12 protein-coding genes and 1 other annotated feature are annotated in these 16,334 nt (G+C 36.8%); of the genes, 4 read left to right on the top strand and 8 right to left on the bottom strand.

The annotated features are described in order from the left end of the window. Positions 1–39: 39 nt before the first annotated feature. From NSQ95_RS02375 to NSQ95_RS02360, 4 genes are all read right to left on the bottom strand, one after another. Complete coding sequence (locus tag NSQ95_RS02375; protein ID WP_342560173.1) at positions 40–2,136, bottom strand: MMPL family transporter; 2,097 nt, start codon at positions 2,134–2,136, stop codon at positions 40–42. 86 nt (positions 2,137–2,222) lie between these two features. Further along, positions 2,223–2,813 carry a TetR/AcrR family transcriptional regulator gene (locus NSQ95_RS02370; protein ID WP_342560172.1) on the bottom strand — a complete coding sequence of 197 codons (591 nt, stop codon included), beginning with the start codon at positions 2,811–2,813 and terminating at the stop codon, positions 2,223–2,225. A gap of 104 nt (positions 2,814–2,917) precedes the next feature. Beyond that, positions 2,918–4,402 carry a D-alanyl-D-alanine carboxypeptidase/D-alanyl-D-alanine-endopeptidase gene (gene dacB / locus NSQ95_RS02365; RefSeq protein WP_340885776.1) on the bottom strand — a complete coding sequence of 495 codons (1,485 nt, stop codon included), beginning with the start codon at positions 4,400–4,402 and terminating at the stop codon, positions 2,918–2,920. A gap of 155 nt (positions 4,403–4,557) precedes the next feature. After that, positions 4,558–5,802 carry an erythromycin esterase family protein gene (locus tag NSQ95_RS02360; RefSeq protein ID WP_340885778.1) on the bottom strand — a complete coding sequence of 415 codons (1,245 nt, stop codon included), beginning with the start codon at positions 5,800–5,802 and terminating at the stop codon, positions 4,558–4,560. Between the two features lie 104 nt (positions 5,803–5,906). Further along, positions 5,907–6,167: a binding site (T-box leader), on the top strand. A gap of 62 nt (positions 6,168–6,229) precedes the next feature. Between NSQ95_RS02360 and NSQ95_RS02355 the strand changes: the two genes are divergently transcribed. Further along, entirely contained in the window at positions 6,230–7,435 is a 1,206-nt protein-coding gene (locus NSQ95_RS02355; RefSeq protein ID WP_340885780.1) for an MFS transporter, read from the top strand. Here the strand turns inward: NSQ95_RS02355 and NSQ95_RS02350 are convergent, their stop codons facing one another. Continuing rightward, the gene (locus tag NSQ95_RS02350; protein ID WP_340885783.1) at positions 7,436–8,173 is read right to left on the bottom strand and encodes a class I SAM-dependent methyltransferase; all 738 of its coding nucleotides are present in this window, start codon (positions 8,171–8,173) and stop codon (positions 7,436–7,438) included. 127 nt (positions 8,174–8,300) lie between these two features. Here NSQ95_RS02350 and NSQ95_RS02345 point away from each other — a divergent pair, with 127 nt between their 5' ends. Beyond that, the gene (locus NSQ95_RS02345; protein ID WP_340885785.1) at positions 8,301–8,987 is read left to right on the top strand and encodes a VTT domain-containing protein; all 687 of its coding nucleotides are present in this window, start codon (positions 8,301–8,303) and stop codon (positions 8,985–8,987) included. 338 nt (positions 8,988–9,325) lie between these two features. Here NSQ95_RS02345 and NSQ95_RS02340 read toward each other — a convergent pair whose 3' ends face one another. Continuing rightward, positions 9,326–9,814, bottom strand: coding sequence for an SMI1/KNR4 family protein (locus NSQ95_RS02340; RefSeq protein ID WP_340885788.1), 489 nt, complete (start codon positions 9,812–9,814; stop codon positions 9,326–9,328). A gap of 25 nt (positions 9,815–9,839) precedes the next feature. Beyond that, complete coding sequence (locus tag NSQ95_RS02335; protein WP_340885791.1) at positions 9,840–10,955, bottom strand: hypothetical protein; 1,116 nt, start codon at positions 10,953–10,955, stop codon at positions 9,840–9,842. A gap of 193 nt (positions 10,956–11,148) precedes the next feature. Here NSQ95_RS02335 and NSQ95_RS02330 point away from each other — a divergent pair, with 193 nt between their 5' ends. Both NSQ95_RS02330 and NSQ95_RS02325 read left to right on the top strand, forming a co-directional pair. Further along, the gene (locus NSQ95_RS02330) at positions 11,149–11,886 is read left to right on the top strand and encodes a metallophosphoesterase family protein (RefSeq protein WP_340885793.1); all 738 of its coding nucleotides are present in this window, start codon (positions 11,149–11,151) and stop codon (positions 11,884–11,886) included. 195 nt (positions 11,887–12,081) lie between these two features. Next, entirely contained in the window at positions 12,082–13,119 is a 1,038-nt protein-coding gene (locus tag NSQ95_RS02325) for a PTS sugar transporter subunit IIC (protein ID WP_340885795.1), read from the top strand. A 91-nt stretch (positions 13,120–13,210) separates the two neighbouring features. Here NSQ95_RS02325 and NSQ95_RS02320 read toward each other — a convergent pair whose 3' ends face one another. Next, complete coding sequence (locus NSQ95_RS02320; RefSeq protein WP_340885797.1) at positions 13,211–16,330, bottom strand: hypothetical protein; 3,120 nt, start codon at positions 16,328–16,330, stop codon at positions 13,211–13,213. Positions 16,331–16,334 lie beyond the last annotated feature (4 nt).

The following is a 16,334-nucleotide window of genomic DNA, read 5'->3' as shown; positions in this document are numbered from 1 at the left end:
ATTAGAATCCCTAACGGTTCAAGCTTTCATTATTTCTACTTATTCTTTTTTATCCTTTTCAAACAAGACGATTAAAGCTGGTAATAAAATACCTCGAATTAAGAAGGTATCGAGAATAATACCTACCGCAACAATGAAGCCGAATACGAACAATAATTGAATTGGCTGAGTCATTAAGACAGCAAATGTAGCTGCCAATAGAATCCCGGCAGAGGAAATTACTCCTCCTGTATGAGAAACTGCAATTTGAACAGCATCCTTCACTGAATGCTTTTGACGTTCCTCCATAAAACGAGATATTAAAATGATATTATAATCTATCCCAAGCGCAACGAGGAACACAAAGGAATACAATGGAACTCGATTACTGATGGTATCAATATCAAAGAATAAATTAGATAAGAACATTCCTAAGCCTAATGCAGCTAAGAATGACAATAGAATGGTTCCCATCATGTAAATAGGCATTTTAATAGACTTTGTCAACACGATTAATAGAATGAAGATCAAAATCGTTTCTAATACAACGATAATGATTAAATCACGATCATTAACTGCTCGATCATCCACTTGAGCAGCCGTCTCACCTGCAAAGTATAGGTCGCCGTCAGCATCCGATGCAGAAATGATATCCTCTTTCTCTTCTATCATTTTCTCGAGAGCATCCATTGATTCAGTAGAATATGGACTGTCCTTAAAGGTTAATTGGTATTGCACCGCTAACCCATCCTCTGATACACCAGTAGGACGTACAGAGTTTACAAGTTCTTGGTTTTGAAGCTGCTCCAAAATACTTGCTTGAACTTCCTCCGTTACTTCTTCCTCTGATTCAAAAAGAACAGTTGTTGGTGCTAAATCACCTTTCGCAAACTCTTCCTCTATAATCTCATAGCCCATACGTGATGGCATATCCTCTGGGAAGGACTTCATCGTATCGAACTCATACTTTAGGTTAAACATATTCAAAGCAGATCCCACTAAAATAACAAGTATAATTAGAGCCGCTACAATTGGTTTCCCTACAACGAATGAACCAATTTTGCTCCATAGTTTACTGACCTTCTCTTCCCCTTCACCATACTTAGGAATGCGTGGCCAGAACGACTTGCGACCAAATAATGTGAACAATGCAGGTATTAATGTTACAGAAGCAAACATAATAACAAACATCGTAGTACCAAAGATCGGAGCGAAGTTTCTATAATCTCCGAAGCTCGCAAAGAACAATACTAGCATTGCTGCAAGAACAGTACCACCTGCAAAGAATACTGGTATTCCTGTTTCTCTCATTGCCCACTTCATCGAATCGAACTTACTCTCATAATTCTTCAGTTCCTCACGATAACGAGAGAAAACAAATAAAGAATAATCAATGGTAGCTGCAAACAATAGAATAGACATAATAGATAATGACTGAGCAGCTAAATCTAGACCTCCTGCTCCGAGAATACCTAACAATTGATTAACTACCTGATATACAATCCCTGCAGCCAATAATGGAATAATTGCTAATAAAGGAGATCGATAAATTACAATCAATAAAATTAAAATGATACCAACAGTAGCTAAAATCAATACTAAATCTGCTCTTTCAAACAAATTAGTCGTGTCTACTGCAATACCAGCTGGGCCAGTAATGTAAACATCTGCCCCCGTATCTTCCAAAACTATATCTCTTATTTCTTCTAATGATTTTTCTAATTCAGCAGTTTCTAAAGAGGTTATAAAATTTAACGGAACAACTGCCGTCTTTTGGTCCTCTGAGAAGAAACCAGCTAGAGCCTGAGGTGGCAGGCTGCTAAAAGGAACAACTTCCTTTACCCCATTAATATTTGCTGCACTTACTTTATCTAATGCTTCTCCAAGGGCAGTTACATCAATTTCTGAATCCTTGGATTTTAATACTAAAATAGCCGGAAGACTTTCTGCATCCTTAAAGTGCTCGTCAATATGCTTTTGAGCCACTACGGATTGAACATCCTCAGGAAGAGACGTGACGCTTGATACTTTATGGTCTCCCGCTCCAGGTGCAAATATTGATAGTAAGACCGTAATCGCTATCCATGCACCGATTGTAATCCACATACCCTTTTTAGTGGCTACAAAATCAGTAACACTTCCTAATAACTTTTTCAACAATTCCACTCCCTACTTGGTTTGTTAAGTGACACTAGTGTCACTTTGGATAAAAAAACATATTACTTTTTCATTATCCTTTTCTATCATTTTCCTGTCAATGAATCGACCTTGAACATACCACTACTTAAGATTTCCTTAATAGAAGCCACCCATTCGCCTTCAGGAATATGAAAGTGGTTGGGAATCGCAATAATTTGAAAGATCATCCCCAGTAAAACTGCTGTAGGCAAATGCTCCTTAATAAGACCTTCTCTTCTCCCTAGCTCAATAAACCCTTCAAATTGCTGGTACATACTAATATAGTATTCGCTAATTCGAGATTTATTATTCAATGCTCGTTTTGTCGTCGGTGCAGGAATTTGACCAATGATGTCCAGTATCTCGTAAATATTATTATGCGCAAAAATAAAATCAATCAGCTCATTAAACTGAGTTTGGAAATCAGCACTTTTATTCAACTTATCAAAATCCGATAAAAACCTAGCCATCTCATACATCAGAAACTCAGAAATTAACTCATCCTTGTTTTCATAATATTTATAGAGACTTCCTCTTGAAACACCCAAACGTGAAGCCAGCTTACTAAACGTAAAAGCCTCGTAGCCATCTTGAATAATTAATTCCTTCGTTTCCTTAAACAAATGCTCATCAGTAAATTTTCTTTCACGAGCCATATCCAACACCTCACTATCCCACTCATTATATTACAAAAACCATCCTACACAAAATTACAGCAACGTTACGGGTGCCAGGCACCTGCAACATTGCTGTAATTGTTTTATTTGTGGTTTGTTATGGCAGTTGCTATTTGGTCAATAGAAGGTACGGTGCTCGCTTTATTGTCTTCTGTAAGGACTGTGAATATGAGTAGCTCTCCGTCCTTTGTTTTCGCATAGCCTGCAAGTGCTTTAATGTTTTTAAGACTCCCTGTTTTCGCCATTACGTTTCCAGCAGCTGGTGCTGTTCCTAGTCTGTGGCGCAGTGTGCCACCAACGTAGCGGTCCTTCGATCCAGCGATAGGAAGACTCTTATAATAGGTGTTATACCATGGTTCTTTTCTAATCACATACAATAAATGAGAAAGCTCTCTCGATGTAATTTTGTTGGAATAGGATAGACCAGAAGCGTCCTCGAACTTCCATTGAGAAGTATCTATCCCAACAGAGAATGCATAATCCCGCATTACCTGGAGTCCTGCATCCCAACTTCCTTCCCCATATGCCTTTTTCCCCATTTCCTTAGCTAAAATCTCAGCATGTACATTGTTGCTCAGCTTCATGAATGGAACGATTAAATCTTTTAAAGGCTGTGATTTTCTAGAAAGGAGTGTATTAGCGTTAGCAGGAGTCTTTCCCTTTACTAATTTGCTAGACTTCCCAAGGGTAATCCCTCTTTCTGCTAAGGAGCGCTTGAAAATATCAAGTGCATACATCGTTGGATCTGTAACGGCAATCCATTCCTTGGATCCAGAACTTCCAATAGGAGAGTTTCCCGTGACAATTACTTTGTTTGTCCCAACCTCACGCGTAATTTTAAGAGTACTTTTACTTCCTTTTGGAACCGTCTTAGATTTATTAACAACCTTCAATACATTAGTATTCGGGGATAGCGTTACCCTAGCCGCTTTTCCATTACTTGTTGGCTTAGCCTCCACAATGACAGATCCAGCATCAAAATCTCCATTGGGCGATAAGGTTAATGCGGAAATAGGAGCAGCATAATAATAGGGCACGTCCTCCTCTAGTATTCCAGATGATAGCCCTACGCTGTCATACCAAGTATCATCTCCAACTAGATTACCTGAAATTTGCTTAATGCCTTGTTTGGATAAACCCGCAGCAAAATTGTCAAAGTGGCTTTTTAATAAAGTCGGATCTCCTTGCCCTTTAAGATAGAGATTACCATTCAAGGTACCTTTACTTATCTTTCCATTCGTTAATACAGCAGTAGAAAACCGAAAATCCTCTCCCAATGTTTCTAGCGCTGTAGCTCCAGTCAACAGCTTTAAGGACGATGCAGGAGTAATCCCTTTATTTCCATTACGTTCATAGATGATTTCCCCCGTAGAAGCCTTGCGAACTGTAATACTGGAAGTTGCGTTTTTCATTCGATTGTCTGCCATTATTGTATTTAATTTATTCGTTAAACTAGTATAGGTTGAAGCAGCCTCAACCGAAGAAATGGACGGAGTAGGTACAAATATAGCGCTTCCTATTAAGATGATTGCTACTAATGTAATAAGTACTTTTCTGCAAGCCTTCAATTCTCTACCTCCAAATTATCTATTTTTTGTTAGTTTAACATGAAATAGTAAAATAATAAGTTCAAATTGTATATATTTCTAAAAACCTGTCTTTTTTCCTACTGCAAAATAAAACGAGGTGTAAAGTCACTGACCTTATCACCTCTCCTTACTTTCTACTTTAAAGGTCTTAAAGCATTTGTTTGCTCTAAGTAAATAAAAGCATCGTATCTTTCACTTATTTTAGAAGGAACGTAATTACCATAGGCCTCAAAAGCGGGATTATAAACGACTCCTATGGCTCGATGACCTATCCACTCGTTGAACAGAGTACGATTATCTTTATTAAAGAGCAATAGCTTGTCTCCACCCCCAGCATCGTGGAGCACATCCTCCCAGGAATCCTTCCTCGCTGGAGGAACTTTTTCTTTTTTGTAGGGGGTGTCCCATTCATCTGCAGCTATGACTGTTCCTGAATGAGTACCAAAGCCTAACGCAAATACATTGTCTCTTCTATTTTGAAGACGAAGGATTTGTCCAACATTCAACATCCCTGCATCCTTCATATCTGTAGCTGACGCATCACCAATATGCGTATTATGCTCCCAAATAATGATTTTTGCATCTTTTCCATGGTAATCCATTATTTCATTAATGGCCTCTACCATATGCTCATCTCGGACATTCCATGACAGATCATCACTTCGAACCATTGCTCGGTAATATTCCTCTGCATTCCCAGCAACTAAAGCGTTTATCTTCAAATTTAAGTCATTTTCTTCTTCGTCTTTAAAGTTATCTTCGTGTTCTCTGATGGACTTGATAAGCTTTGATACCTCTTCTATACAAGCCTCTGAAATGTCTAAAGTGGAAAGTGCGTATGTTTCCGGATGTCGATTAAATGGTTCAAAGCAAGAAATAGCTCTTTGTGCAAATTGTAATTCCGTTCCGTTTGGATCAGTTTCCTTTAAATATCGAATGACCTCATCCAACGATTCCCATAGGCTATATACATCGATTCCATAAAAGCCAATTTTATCTTCTTTATTACTATTATAAGCCTTTAACCATGTAGAAAATTCAGCAATTTCTTCGTTAGCCCACATCCAAGTTGGCCAACGCTCAAATGCAGCCATAAGCATTTCTTTAGCATCCGAGTACTTACTATAGCCCTTTATGAATCGATTAATGTGCTGAGTGGATGGCCAATCTCCCTCCACCGCTATCAAAGTAAAACCCTTTTCATTTATTAATCGTTTAGAAATTTCAGCTCTTACCTTGTAAAACTCTGAGGTACCATGACTCGCCTCGCCAAGTAAAACAATGTTAGCTCCCCCAATTGCTTCTAATAAAGGATTTAAATCTTCATCCGTGGATATAGGCAACGCAAATTGCTGAATAGACTCCTTTAATTTCTTCAATAATTGCACTCCTCTCATGTGAAGTTTGAGTAATCTAAATTATTTTTATTCTATTTTATATGCCGAGCTAGAAATTAACCAAATATATGGTATGATATTGTAAATTAAATGCGATGAAGAGAAGAGTAAGTAATTTATAGTCTTCCAAAAGAGAGTCCTGGCAGCTGAAAAGGGATGAAGAAGGAATTACTGAAACAAGCCTCTGAGCTTCACATAGGACTCGTATAAAACGGGGTATGATGTGACGGGTGCTCCTGTTATAGAGCTAAAGTATAAGCATATTATATGCCGTACTTGAAAAGGCTCCTTTGGTGACAATGGGGCAAACTGGGGTGGCACCACGACATGTTAATCTCGTCCCCAAGACAATCGTCTTGGGGGTGGGATTTTTTTATTTGTAGTAATAAACATGTCGGGAGGAATATAAATGAATAAGCGGAAAGTTAGAGCTCTTTATTTAGGTGTTGTTGGACTTGCAAACATTGGAGGATGGATTTATTTACTTGCCCTTAATCTAATTATTTTGGACAAAACAGGGTCTGTATTAGCCGTAACTGGATTATATATAATTAAACCCTTCGCTAGTATGTTAATTGGACCTTGGGCTGGAAGTATGATTGACCGTGTTTCTACTAAGCATTTGATGATATTTTTAGATATTATCCGGGCTATTCTCGTAGGCTCTCTGCTTTTTGTAGATTCCTTATGGATTATCTATTTGCTAGTTTTATTTATACAAATGGCTGGTGCTATATTTGAAACAAGCTCATTTACTTATATGACTTTATTGTTACCAGAAGAGGATCGAAACAAGTTTAATGCTGTGTTAACCTTTGTTCATTCGGGTGCGTTTGTTACCGGACCTTTTCTAGCAGGTATATTATTTATGCTTGCACCACTTGAATTTTCATTAATAATAAATGTATTAATCTTTATTTGCTGCGGTATATGGACTATATTCCTGCCTAATATACTCAATACTATCCCTGAAGTGAAAAAACACCTCCACGTAAAGGAGGTGCGAGAAGATTGGTATGCCGTTTGGAACTTTAGCAAAAAATACTTGTCCTTTTTCTTCATTTATATGACCTTCCAAGGGACGATGCTAGTAACTGCAGCATTAGATTCCACAGAAGTTGCTTTTGCAAAGGAGGTGCTCTTATTGACAGATGCTGCCTATGGATCCCTTGTTAGTATAGCTGGACTGGGATTTTTACTAGGTGCAATATGTACAAATTTGTTGGTAAGGTTTCTATCGGCTAAAGCAATGATGGGTCTAGGGACATTTTTTGTAGCAAGTGGATATTTTATTTATAGTCTCTCAACTTCCTATTTTGCAGCAAGTATTGGGTTTTTCGCATTATCATTCAGTCTTTCTATAGCCAATACTGGATTTATGACATATATTCAATCACGAATTCATTCTAATATGATGGGACGCATCACTAGTTTATATGAGATGATTTCTAGTTTTGTTCAAATAGTAGCAGTCCTTCTATTCGGACTAGTTGCTAGCTGGGTATCCATCAAAGTAGTGGTCATAGGAGGCTCCATTCTCATGCTACTTGGTTCATGCTATTTAATCCTTATTACATGGAGAATATCTAAAACAAGAGGTTTTGAAACCCTTTGACTATTTACTTTTTTCACAGGCAAAGGCTAATACAACAGGAATTCTTTGTCTTCGTTTAAATTCTTCTTCACTTGAAAAATGTTGACGCTTAGGATTCCCTTCACGCAATTCTAAGATTGTAAAGCCATTGTCTCGTAATGCTGTAAAGTATTGCTCAATTGTACGGTGAAATTTTATAACTATGTGATCGATCCAAGGTTCTTCTCTTTCTCCATCTAGAAAATAATTGTCCACTATCCAATTCTCACGTTTCTCTCCAGATTGCTTGCTTAAAAAGGAAGAAGTCGTGAGAGGATGCTGGACACTAAATATGAATTTTCCATTATCTTTTAAACTTTTATGTATAGAGCCGAATAGCTGATTTATATCTGACACATAATGTATAGCAAACCTAGAAGTCACTATGTCGTACGCTTTGGCTGGGTAAGGATATGACTCCATTGTATCCTTAATCACCTCGCCATTTAACGTCTTTAAATTTGCTTTGGCTGCTTCCACCATTTTTTCGGAGCCTTCCACCCCTATATATTTAGTAGCTCCATTCTGTACCAAATCCTTACCAAATGAGCCATCACCACAACCTAGATCTAGTATTGATTTACCATTAATATCTCCTAGCATTTCAAAAATCATCGGTCCTTCAATTGCATTATTCGGGCTGTCCGAACGTTCTCTCCTCTTAAAGTAATTCGTGAAAAATTGCTCTTGGTTGTAGGCGTTAAATCCTTTATGCGACATTAAATAACCTCCATTTAGTTATAGTTTTAGTAATATAACGATGCATCAAAGTGTTGAGAATAGGCAAAGAATGATACCATGAAAGAATAAAATATCAGCACTTCGAGTTAGAAAGAACAGGTGAGTTATGAAAAAAAAGAAAACTACTCTTTCCCAAAAGCAATGGATCTTAATCGGTGGATTTCTGTTCCTTATATTTTTTTTCTTAATAAACCAAGACCTAATTAGTATCCTTTTAGATGGAGATGTAGATAAAGCCAAAGCATTTCTTGATAAAAATATTGCTTATGCATTGTTTTTTATGGCATTGGTCATGGTGATACAAAACTCTTTTACTGTTTTTCCGCTAATTTTAGTAATTACTATAAATATTGCATTGTTTGGTTTTGTAAATGGTTTTTTATGGAGCTGGTTTACTAGTGTTTTTGCTTCTATTATCGTCTTTTACGGAGTTCGCTACATATTCCAAAGCATGATTATTCATAAGTTTGATGCGAAAATAATCGAAAAAGTAGATGCAAACGGCTTTGCTTACGTATTCCAAGCAAGACTCTTTCCTTTCGTCCCAACTAGCCTCGTAAATATTTTAGGTGGACTTAGTACGATACGGATTTTGCCTTTTACAGTTGCTACTACTATTGGTAACTTCATATACTTTTTTATCCTTGCATTAATCCCAGCTGGCATCTTATCCTCTGATTTAGATGAATATTTGATTCTAAGCATTATTTTTGTGACTATTGCTCTTTATTACGTTATAAAACTCATCAAACATAAACGTAAGCCTATTTCGGATTCTGAAAATGTGAAATAACTTAGGCACCAATATATATGCATCACTTGAGGATGGTCCGTCCTAATTCCTGAGACCGTCCTCTTATTTATTTTCCTTGCGCTGCAATAGAAACTGCCATATTACAAAGCCGAAGCAAAAATGGCTCTCCTGTGAGATATCATCGCAACCGATAGAAAGATAATGCCACGCAGTAAAGCAAGTTAATCATTAATCCTGTTTTAAGTAGTCATATACATCTTTAGAGGAAATATCTAAGTAAGAGGAGATTTCTCTAATTTTCTCGCCTTCTTTTTTCATGTTCCTGACTTTGTCCTTCATAGTACTTTCATAGTCCACAATAAATTCAAACAATGGATTTAATAAAGACTCCCATAATAATCTGCATAACCATTATTATCGACTACTATTTTCTTTAACATAAATTCAAAATCTTTTTTACCGATTATTTTTTTATCTTTTTTCTCTAATAAATTGGTTACCTCTTTTAGATTATTTGTGAAGGAGCTCATTGAGTTAGACAGGTAGCTGCCTGCTCCCCAGCTTCCCAAGCCATGAAGTAGTATTGATACAGGATAGCCTTCTTCATTTAGATCTACAATGATAGGGTCTCCACAGGATGTATCAAAGGCTATCACGACCCAGCTTCTTTTCCAGGATCCTTCTTCATCAGTTATAAGAGAGTTTCCTTCTGAGTCTACACTGTAGCCCAACTGGAATTTGTTTAATTGATCAAAAGAGAAGATATCTATACTTACATATTCTTCAATCTTTCGAAGCACAATATTAATTTGTTGCAAACTTTCTTTGAATTCCTCTTTTTGCTGAGTTGAGTTAAACATGAACATTAGATTGTCCTCCATTTTATAACTTTTAAACCGTGGAAATATACATATTCCAATAGGCTTCAAGTTGCTTTTCCTGGAAGATGGTTAAGCTACTCATGCTAAGTATTTCTTCTTTTAAGACCTGAACCTTGTCTTGCTGCTTTATATTATAAAAGCTCTTACCAAGTTCAACTCGTAATCTATTTTTTACCGATAAATTGCCAAAAGGATCGAAATAAGAGTCAATCCTAGATTTATCTTTTACACCTGTATAGGTAAAGCGTTGGTAGTAGTTTAACCCCTTCTCTAACTCAATATATCTTTTAATAGCTTCGGTATCAGTGATTGTTCCCTTTAAAAGCTCTAGCTTAACTTCTAACAGCTTTACTTCACTTGTATAATCATGATCTCTTAACGTATCTAGATTTTCTTCTATCCACTTCATATCTATTTCATGATTAGCCTGCAAACCTAGTATATTAAAGGAACATACGGCGTAAGCGTCTTTAATTTCTTTGTGCTGACTAATTTCCTCATTAGTTGGATAACCAAATTTAGATGGCTGTATAATTTCCATGAAAGAGTTATTGGATAATATACTTTCAATATCTACCTTGTGTTTATGCTCAACTATTATTAATATAGTTTTTCCTGGATGACTCTCAGCAATTGACTTAATACTCATCGCCTGCATATATGTTCTATACTGAAATAATCGTCTCGCAAAATCTTTTTCCCCTGATGATTTCGTTTGTATCCATTCATTATTTTGTTTTATAACTTCTTTGCGTTCTGAGTAAAAGAAATCTTCCTTTAAATTTGAAAAGGAAGCGAATTTTTTGAAGGAGTTTTCTCCTCTAAAAAAGGCTGGCTGATCACTATCATTTATACCGTATGCTAATAGTTGATCATTCGAAGATGCATTCCAATCAAACGGAAAAATAGGTACGCCTTTTTGAACTGCATAAGGTAGTATTATTTCTTTTTGCTCGTAAGTATATTCCTGTAAATCCATACGTGCATATTTTTCAGGGGTACTTTGAATCCCTATTAAATCTGGATTTACTCTATCAAAAAATGCGCGATAAACGGCAGGTTGACACTCTCTAGAAACAAGCTGATAAGCATGATTTACTCCTAATATGATTAAATTAGATTTCAATGAGCCATACCTCCTTCACATTACATTACTTAAATATTCAGTAAATTTTTGGAATATACTTATTCTAACATGTTTTCTTTAACTATTTTGATTCAATTTAATTTATTTTTTATCCATGTAAAATTTCCTTTCTCACCCATTTGGTATAATCAAAAAGAAGCAAATAACTAATGATATATAGGAGATAATAGCTATGAAACTTGCCATCATTACAGACATTCATGGAAATGAGCTTGCATTGAAAGCAGTATTACATGATATCGATACGAAACAAGACATTGATGAGATTTGGTGCCTTGGTGATATGATTGCCATGGGTCCTGATACGAATGAAGTACTAGATTTATTATTTTCTCGACCAGATACCCAAATGATTACAGGCAACCATGATGAAGCCATACTTTCGCTCAAAAAAGGGGAGGGTCATCCGGAAAGCTACAGCCATACGTTCGAACATCATTTATGGATTGCTAATCATTTAAGTCAGAAAAATGTTGAAAGACTTACAAGCCTCCCACGTGTACTGGAAAAAAATTTAAATGGTATTCGTATACTCGGCATCCATTATCATATTGAAGAAGATAAAAGATCTGCTCATATTAAGGACAAACCTTTTCATAGTATCTTAGAAGGCACTTTAGAAAATATGGAGAAAATGTATTCTACCTATCCCGCAGATATTATCTGCTTTGGTCACCATCATCCACAGCATCTTTTTTCAAATGAAAAACAAATTTTCTTAAACCCTGGTGCTCTGGGGGTATCAAAAGATACTACAGCTCCTTATGCAATTATAGATGTTTCCTCTAACGAACCATCTATATTAATCCATCATGTAAAATATGATAAAAAAGCCTTTCTGAAAAAGTTTGAGGAATTAGAGGTTCCCCAAAGAGAAATTCTATTTAAATTGTTTTACGTGAATCAATAAATATTAACTATATGGATACATCTTAATCTCCTGAACTTCTGTTTAGGGGATTTTTTTATATCATTTTATTATTAAGAAATAATAATAAAATGATATACTTTTGTTATATATCACTTTAAAGCAATAAAGTGTATTGACCCTATTCTGAATAGTTTTTATAATTAACATCAATCTGTAAGGATGGAGGAAAGAGAAATGAAAGAATTTATGAGTAAATTACTCACTGGGATGAGTATTGGAATTGTTGTAGCTCTCATACCAAATGCTTTACTTGGAGAGATATTAAAACTATTAATACCACATTTTCCGTTTTTACAGCCATTATTTGATATAACCGTTTACTTAATGAGTATGCTTTCTATTTTAATCGGGATTATGGTAGGTATTACTTTTAAACTAACTCCTATTCAGACAGCTAGCGTTGGGTTAGCAGCAATGGTCGGTAGTGGGGCAGTCATGAAAACTGCTGACGGTCTTTTTGCATTGAATGGGATCGGGGTTGTTCTTAATACAGGAGTGACGGCAGCTTTAGCAGTATTATTTGTGACAATGATTGGAGATAAACTAAAAGCCTATGCAATTCTTCTCATACCAACACTTACTATTATGATACCAGGAATGGTCGGTTATCTTTTATTGCCATTCATGAAGAAGTCTACTGGCTTGTTAGGAGAAGGAATTGCTTATTTGACTACCTTACAGCCGGTATTGATGGGCGCAGTAATCGCTGTTGCATTCTGTCTAATTATTTTGTCGCCTATTTCGACGGTCGGTGTTGCGACTGTGATCATGCTCTCTGGAGTCGGCTCAGGTGCAGCCAACTTAGGGATAGTGGCAACCGGGGTCGGATTGGCAATTGCAAGCTACAAAGCTAATAATTTAGGGACTGCATTAGCACATGTACTTGGTTCCCCTAAAATCCAAATGCGTAATTTTTTTATGAAGCCAAAAATTGTTTTTCCGATGGTTATTAGTGCCGCCATATTGGGAGGATTAGCAGGTGTCTTAAATATACAGGGTACTCCCATGAGTGCAGGCTTTGGCCTATCTGGTCTTGTAGGCCCACTAAATTATATTAACCTAGCTGAAGGCGGTTGGAACCTTAAGAATATAACTATTATGCTTAGTACCTTTCTTGTTCTTCCGATTGCATTAAATGTAGGATTGATATACTTATTCTCACGTAAACTTAAAATGATTAAAGCTCAGGATTACAAGCTTGATTTTGAATAAGTTAGTTGCCGATAAAAAAAGAGACTGGGATCACTAGTTAAAAAATTGAAAGACGTGAAATCAGCTACTTGATTTCACGTCTTTACTTAATTTATTTATATCGACCAAATAGATCTTGTACGATGGTATAAGACTCTTTTAAGCGCTCCTCGTATTCAGGTAGATCCCACTTATCCCAAGTATAGCTATTTAGCTTTGGTAAAACACTTGCTTCCATGGAAGGTAACGTATCCTGAAGAATGTCTTCCTCATTCAGTAACAAGGCACCTACAAATATTTCATCCACAAACTTGCTTGCCTCTATTCCATCCTTGTATAAATCCCCCATGAACTCTTTTTGACTAGGGTCTTTGGCACGTAGTAATAGCCAAGGAATTCTAAGCTCGATTTTACCATCGGCTATGTAATAATCCGCTAGTGAATTATAATCACTAGCATCTGGATTTCCATTTCCCCGTTTTAGCTTTCCTGCTTCATAGGATTCAAAGGGAAGCGTTGTTTTTTGTTGGGGCAAATATAGTTCCTTATTTAAGGCATATTGCTCTTTTACAAATTTCCCGCTATCCAATGAAGGAGTTGTCGGCTTTGGCTTTAGTAAGTTTAATACATGACCATATTGATAGGAGAAAAAGTCGTAATATTGATCGACCAGTAAACGAGATTCACTTTCCTTTAAATTTACAATAAAGTCTATCCCGTTCATAAAAGAAATATTAGGCAAGCCCTCAAGCTTAGTATTTCCTTGATTCGGAACGACATCTAGAAGAATCATAGGATATCCTGTAAATGACGTATCATAATCTAATCTTATATATAAATATCTTTCATCATGATCTACATATAAAGATCGCATACTTCCGTCTTTCTTTTCATAGATAGGCTTCCCCTTCCATTCCTCTGTTTTTCCATCGACTCTAATCTTATGGCGATCAAAGCTCAAAAGACCAAACTGTTGCTCATTTGTCTGTGCATTAGACCAATAAGGGCGTCTATCTGGATTATCATAGTCCACGGTATTCCACGTACGCTTAAACCATTCATCTTGCCAGGTGAAAACTAAGCCTCCTAAGAGCTTTTCTGCCATAATATCTTCAAATAGACGGCTAATAATTTTGCCCTGCTCCTCTTCAGAATGAAAACCCTGATTCCAACCAAATGGATTTTTATGCGTTAGCCCCCTAGAGCCTGGCACTCCAAATTCGGCAATTAGTATTGGCATACGATGCACCTCGTGTAGCTCCTTTAAGTAAGCAGCATAGCTATTAAATTCACCACGGTGATCTACAAATTTTTGATAGGACTCCTCATAATTAAAGAAGTCAGGATAATAGGGGTAGACATGGTAGGAAGCGAATTGCTCAGTTAGCTTCATTTCATTTTTTGTATAGATGACGTTAGGATCTACACCTACCAGATCCTCCTGTTCAGCTGGCTCTGCGGGATGCTCTAAAATATCCGTTGTCACCCAGTTGGTAAAGCTCATAGGTCTTACCCAGTTATAGCTCTCTTTTTCATACGTAACGATAGTATCCATTTGCTCTGCCAACCAATATTCAAAGGGCCTTGCTCCCTTCGTCTCAAAATATGTACCGTCATACTCTCCTATGGAGCTGTGCTTTTCATTTGTATTCAGTACCATGTAAGGGTACCATTCAATGCCTAGAACCCACCCTGCGATATACTCAGACACATCAGCATTGTAAACACCGGAAGCATGCCCTGGCCTCTCTTTGACTATTTTGTTTCCATGGATAACATCGACAATTGTCTTCATTTCCGTTTGAAAATCTTTTAAATTTTCTTCCTCAAAAGCGTCTAATGATTCCTCCAGCTTTTCTTCATTGATCCAAACGCCATGAAGTACATAAATCTTATTTTCATGTTCTTCGTTATAGCGTTTCAAGGCATTATAAAAGCCGGGAGGATGTAATGTATATACGCGCACCATGTTAGCGTGCATATCACCTATTTGTTTGAACCAGCGATAATATTCTTCCTCTGTAATAGCTGCTTCTCCAGGAAAGTAGCCTGGTTTTCCCATGCCGATGTTTACCCCTTTAATGGTTAAGGGCTTCCACTGGTCATTCTCATACACTTCAAATGTTTCACCTTTTACTCTCGCGTTATAGCCCAAGCCATCTTCCATGTCGGTCCCCTCACTTGTACGGAAGTCTTCCAATATTACCTTCATCATAGGAACATACGTAGACCAGTAAAAAGCATTATCAGCAAATCTCTCAGCAAATTTATAGATGTTTGCAAGCCCCTTCAGCTGATAAAAAGCAGGAACCTTTGCTACATCATTGAAGTCACCTGCAAAATAATAACTAGATGAATTTGATTGTTCTCTTGCCAAAACTGCAGCAAATTCTGTTGGGATTGAATACTCCTCAAGTAAACTCTTACCTGCTGCTGTTAAATCCCATTGATAATTAGCTAAAACCTCAGTTCCCTCTTGCGGCACTACTATGTCAAACCAATATTTGTAATCCGTACTTTTCTCGAGATCAAATTTGGCTTTTCCATCCTTCGTAAAGGATACTTGAATTCCTTTTTCACCAAAATGCTGATCACTCTCCAAAACAATGACATCATTTTGGTCGTTTACTAACACAAATCCTTCTCCGACGTAGCTCCAATCTTCTACAGAGGCAATCACCCAATTTGGAATCTCTTCATTGCTAGTTGGGTCCAAATCTTCAAAATATCTTCCTGTCCAGCCAGTCCACTGGAGTCCTAAATAATTTTCCACACTTTCTCTAACTGGAGGTTCAGTAGGAAAGGCAAAAGTATTAAATTCTGCGATTAACAAGCTTTTATCTCGATCATTTAATCTCTTTAGAATATTGTTCCACTCTACTTGCTCCAGTCCACCATAAGCTTCACTACTACCCTCATGAACACCGTAAGTATCAGCCAAGTAAATTACATCATAATTCGAATAGTCATCAGGCAATGCCCGTATTTTTTCCTTATTATTTGGCATAAACCCAAAGTAATCGGATGATGCATCATATTCTTCATCACCATTCGAATATTTTAGATGATTGAGTAACCAAGTGAGTCCTAAATGCTCTCGGTAAGAATCATCTGGTACAGTCTTATCAATAATGGCTATACTCACCTTTTCATTTGGTTCTAAAAACCACAGTATAATTGGTAGAAGTAAAATACAGAGGATAGCAATACAAACTAAATAAAATCGTTTCATCTCC

This window comes from Psychrobacillus sp. FSL W7-1457 (assembly GCF_038593405.1).
Taxonomy (GTDB): domain Bacteria; phylum Bacillota; class Bacilli; order Bacillales_A; family Planococcaceae; genus Psychrobacillus.
Note: the sequence above shows the minus strand (reverse complement) of the source record. Positions and strands in the feature narration are given on the sequence as shown.

Bases quoted from the DNA above. Each gene is read 5' to 3' on its own strand.
- NSQ95_RS02350 (WP_340885783.1), bottom strand. From the start codon at position 8,173: ATGTCGCATAAAGGATTTAACGCCTACAACCAAGAGCAATTTTTCACG.
- NSQ95_RS02370 (WP_342560172.1), bottom strand. From the start codon at position 2,813: ATGGCTCGTGAAAGAAAATTTACTGATGAGCATTTGTTTAAGGAAACG.
- NSQ95_RS02330 (WP_340885793.1), top strand. From the start codon at position 11,149: ATGAAACTTGCCATCATTACAGACATTCATGGAAATGAGCTTGCATTG.
- NSQ95_RS02355 (WP_340885780.1), top strand. From the start codon at position 6,230: ATGAATAAGCGGAAAGTTAGAGCTCTTTATTTAGGTGTTGTTGGACTT.
- NSQ95_RS02345 (WP_340885785.1), top strand. From the start codon at position 8,301: ATGAAAAAAAAGAAAACTACTCTTTCCCAAAAGCAATGGATCTTAATC.
- NSQ95_RS02325 (WP_340885795.1), top strand. From the start codon at position 12,082: ATGAAAGAATTTATGAGTAAATTACTCACTGGGATGAGTATTGGAATT.
- NSQ95_RS02340 (WP_340885788.1), bottom strand. From the start codon at position 9,814: ATGTTCATGTTTAACTCAACTCAGCAAAAAGAGGAATTCAAAGAAAGT.
- NSQ95_RS02320 (WP_340885797.1), bottom strand. From the start codon at position 16,330: ATGAAACGATTTTATTTAGTTTGTATTGCTATCCTCTGTATTTTACTT.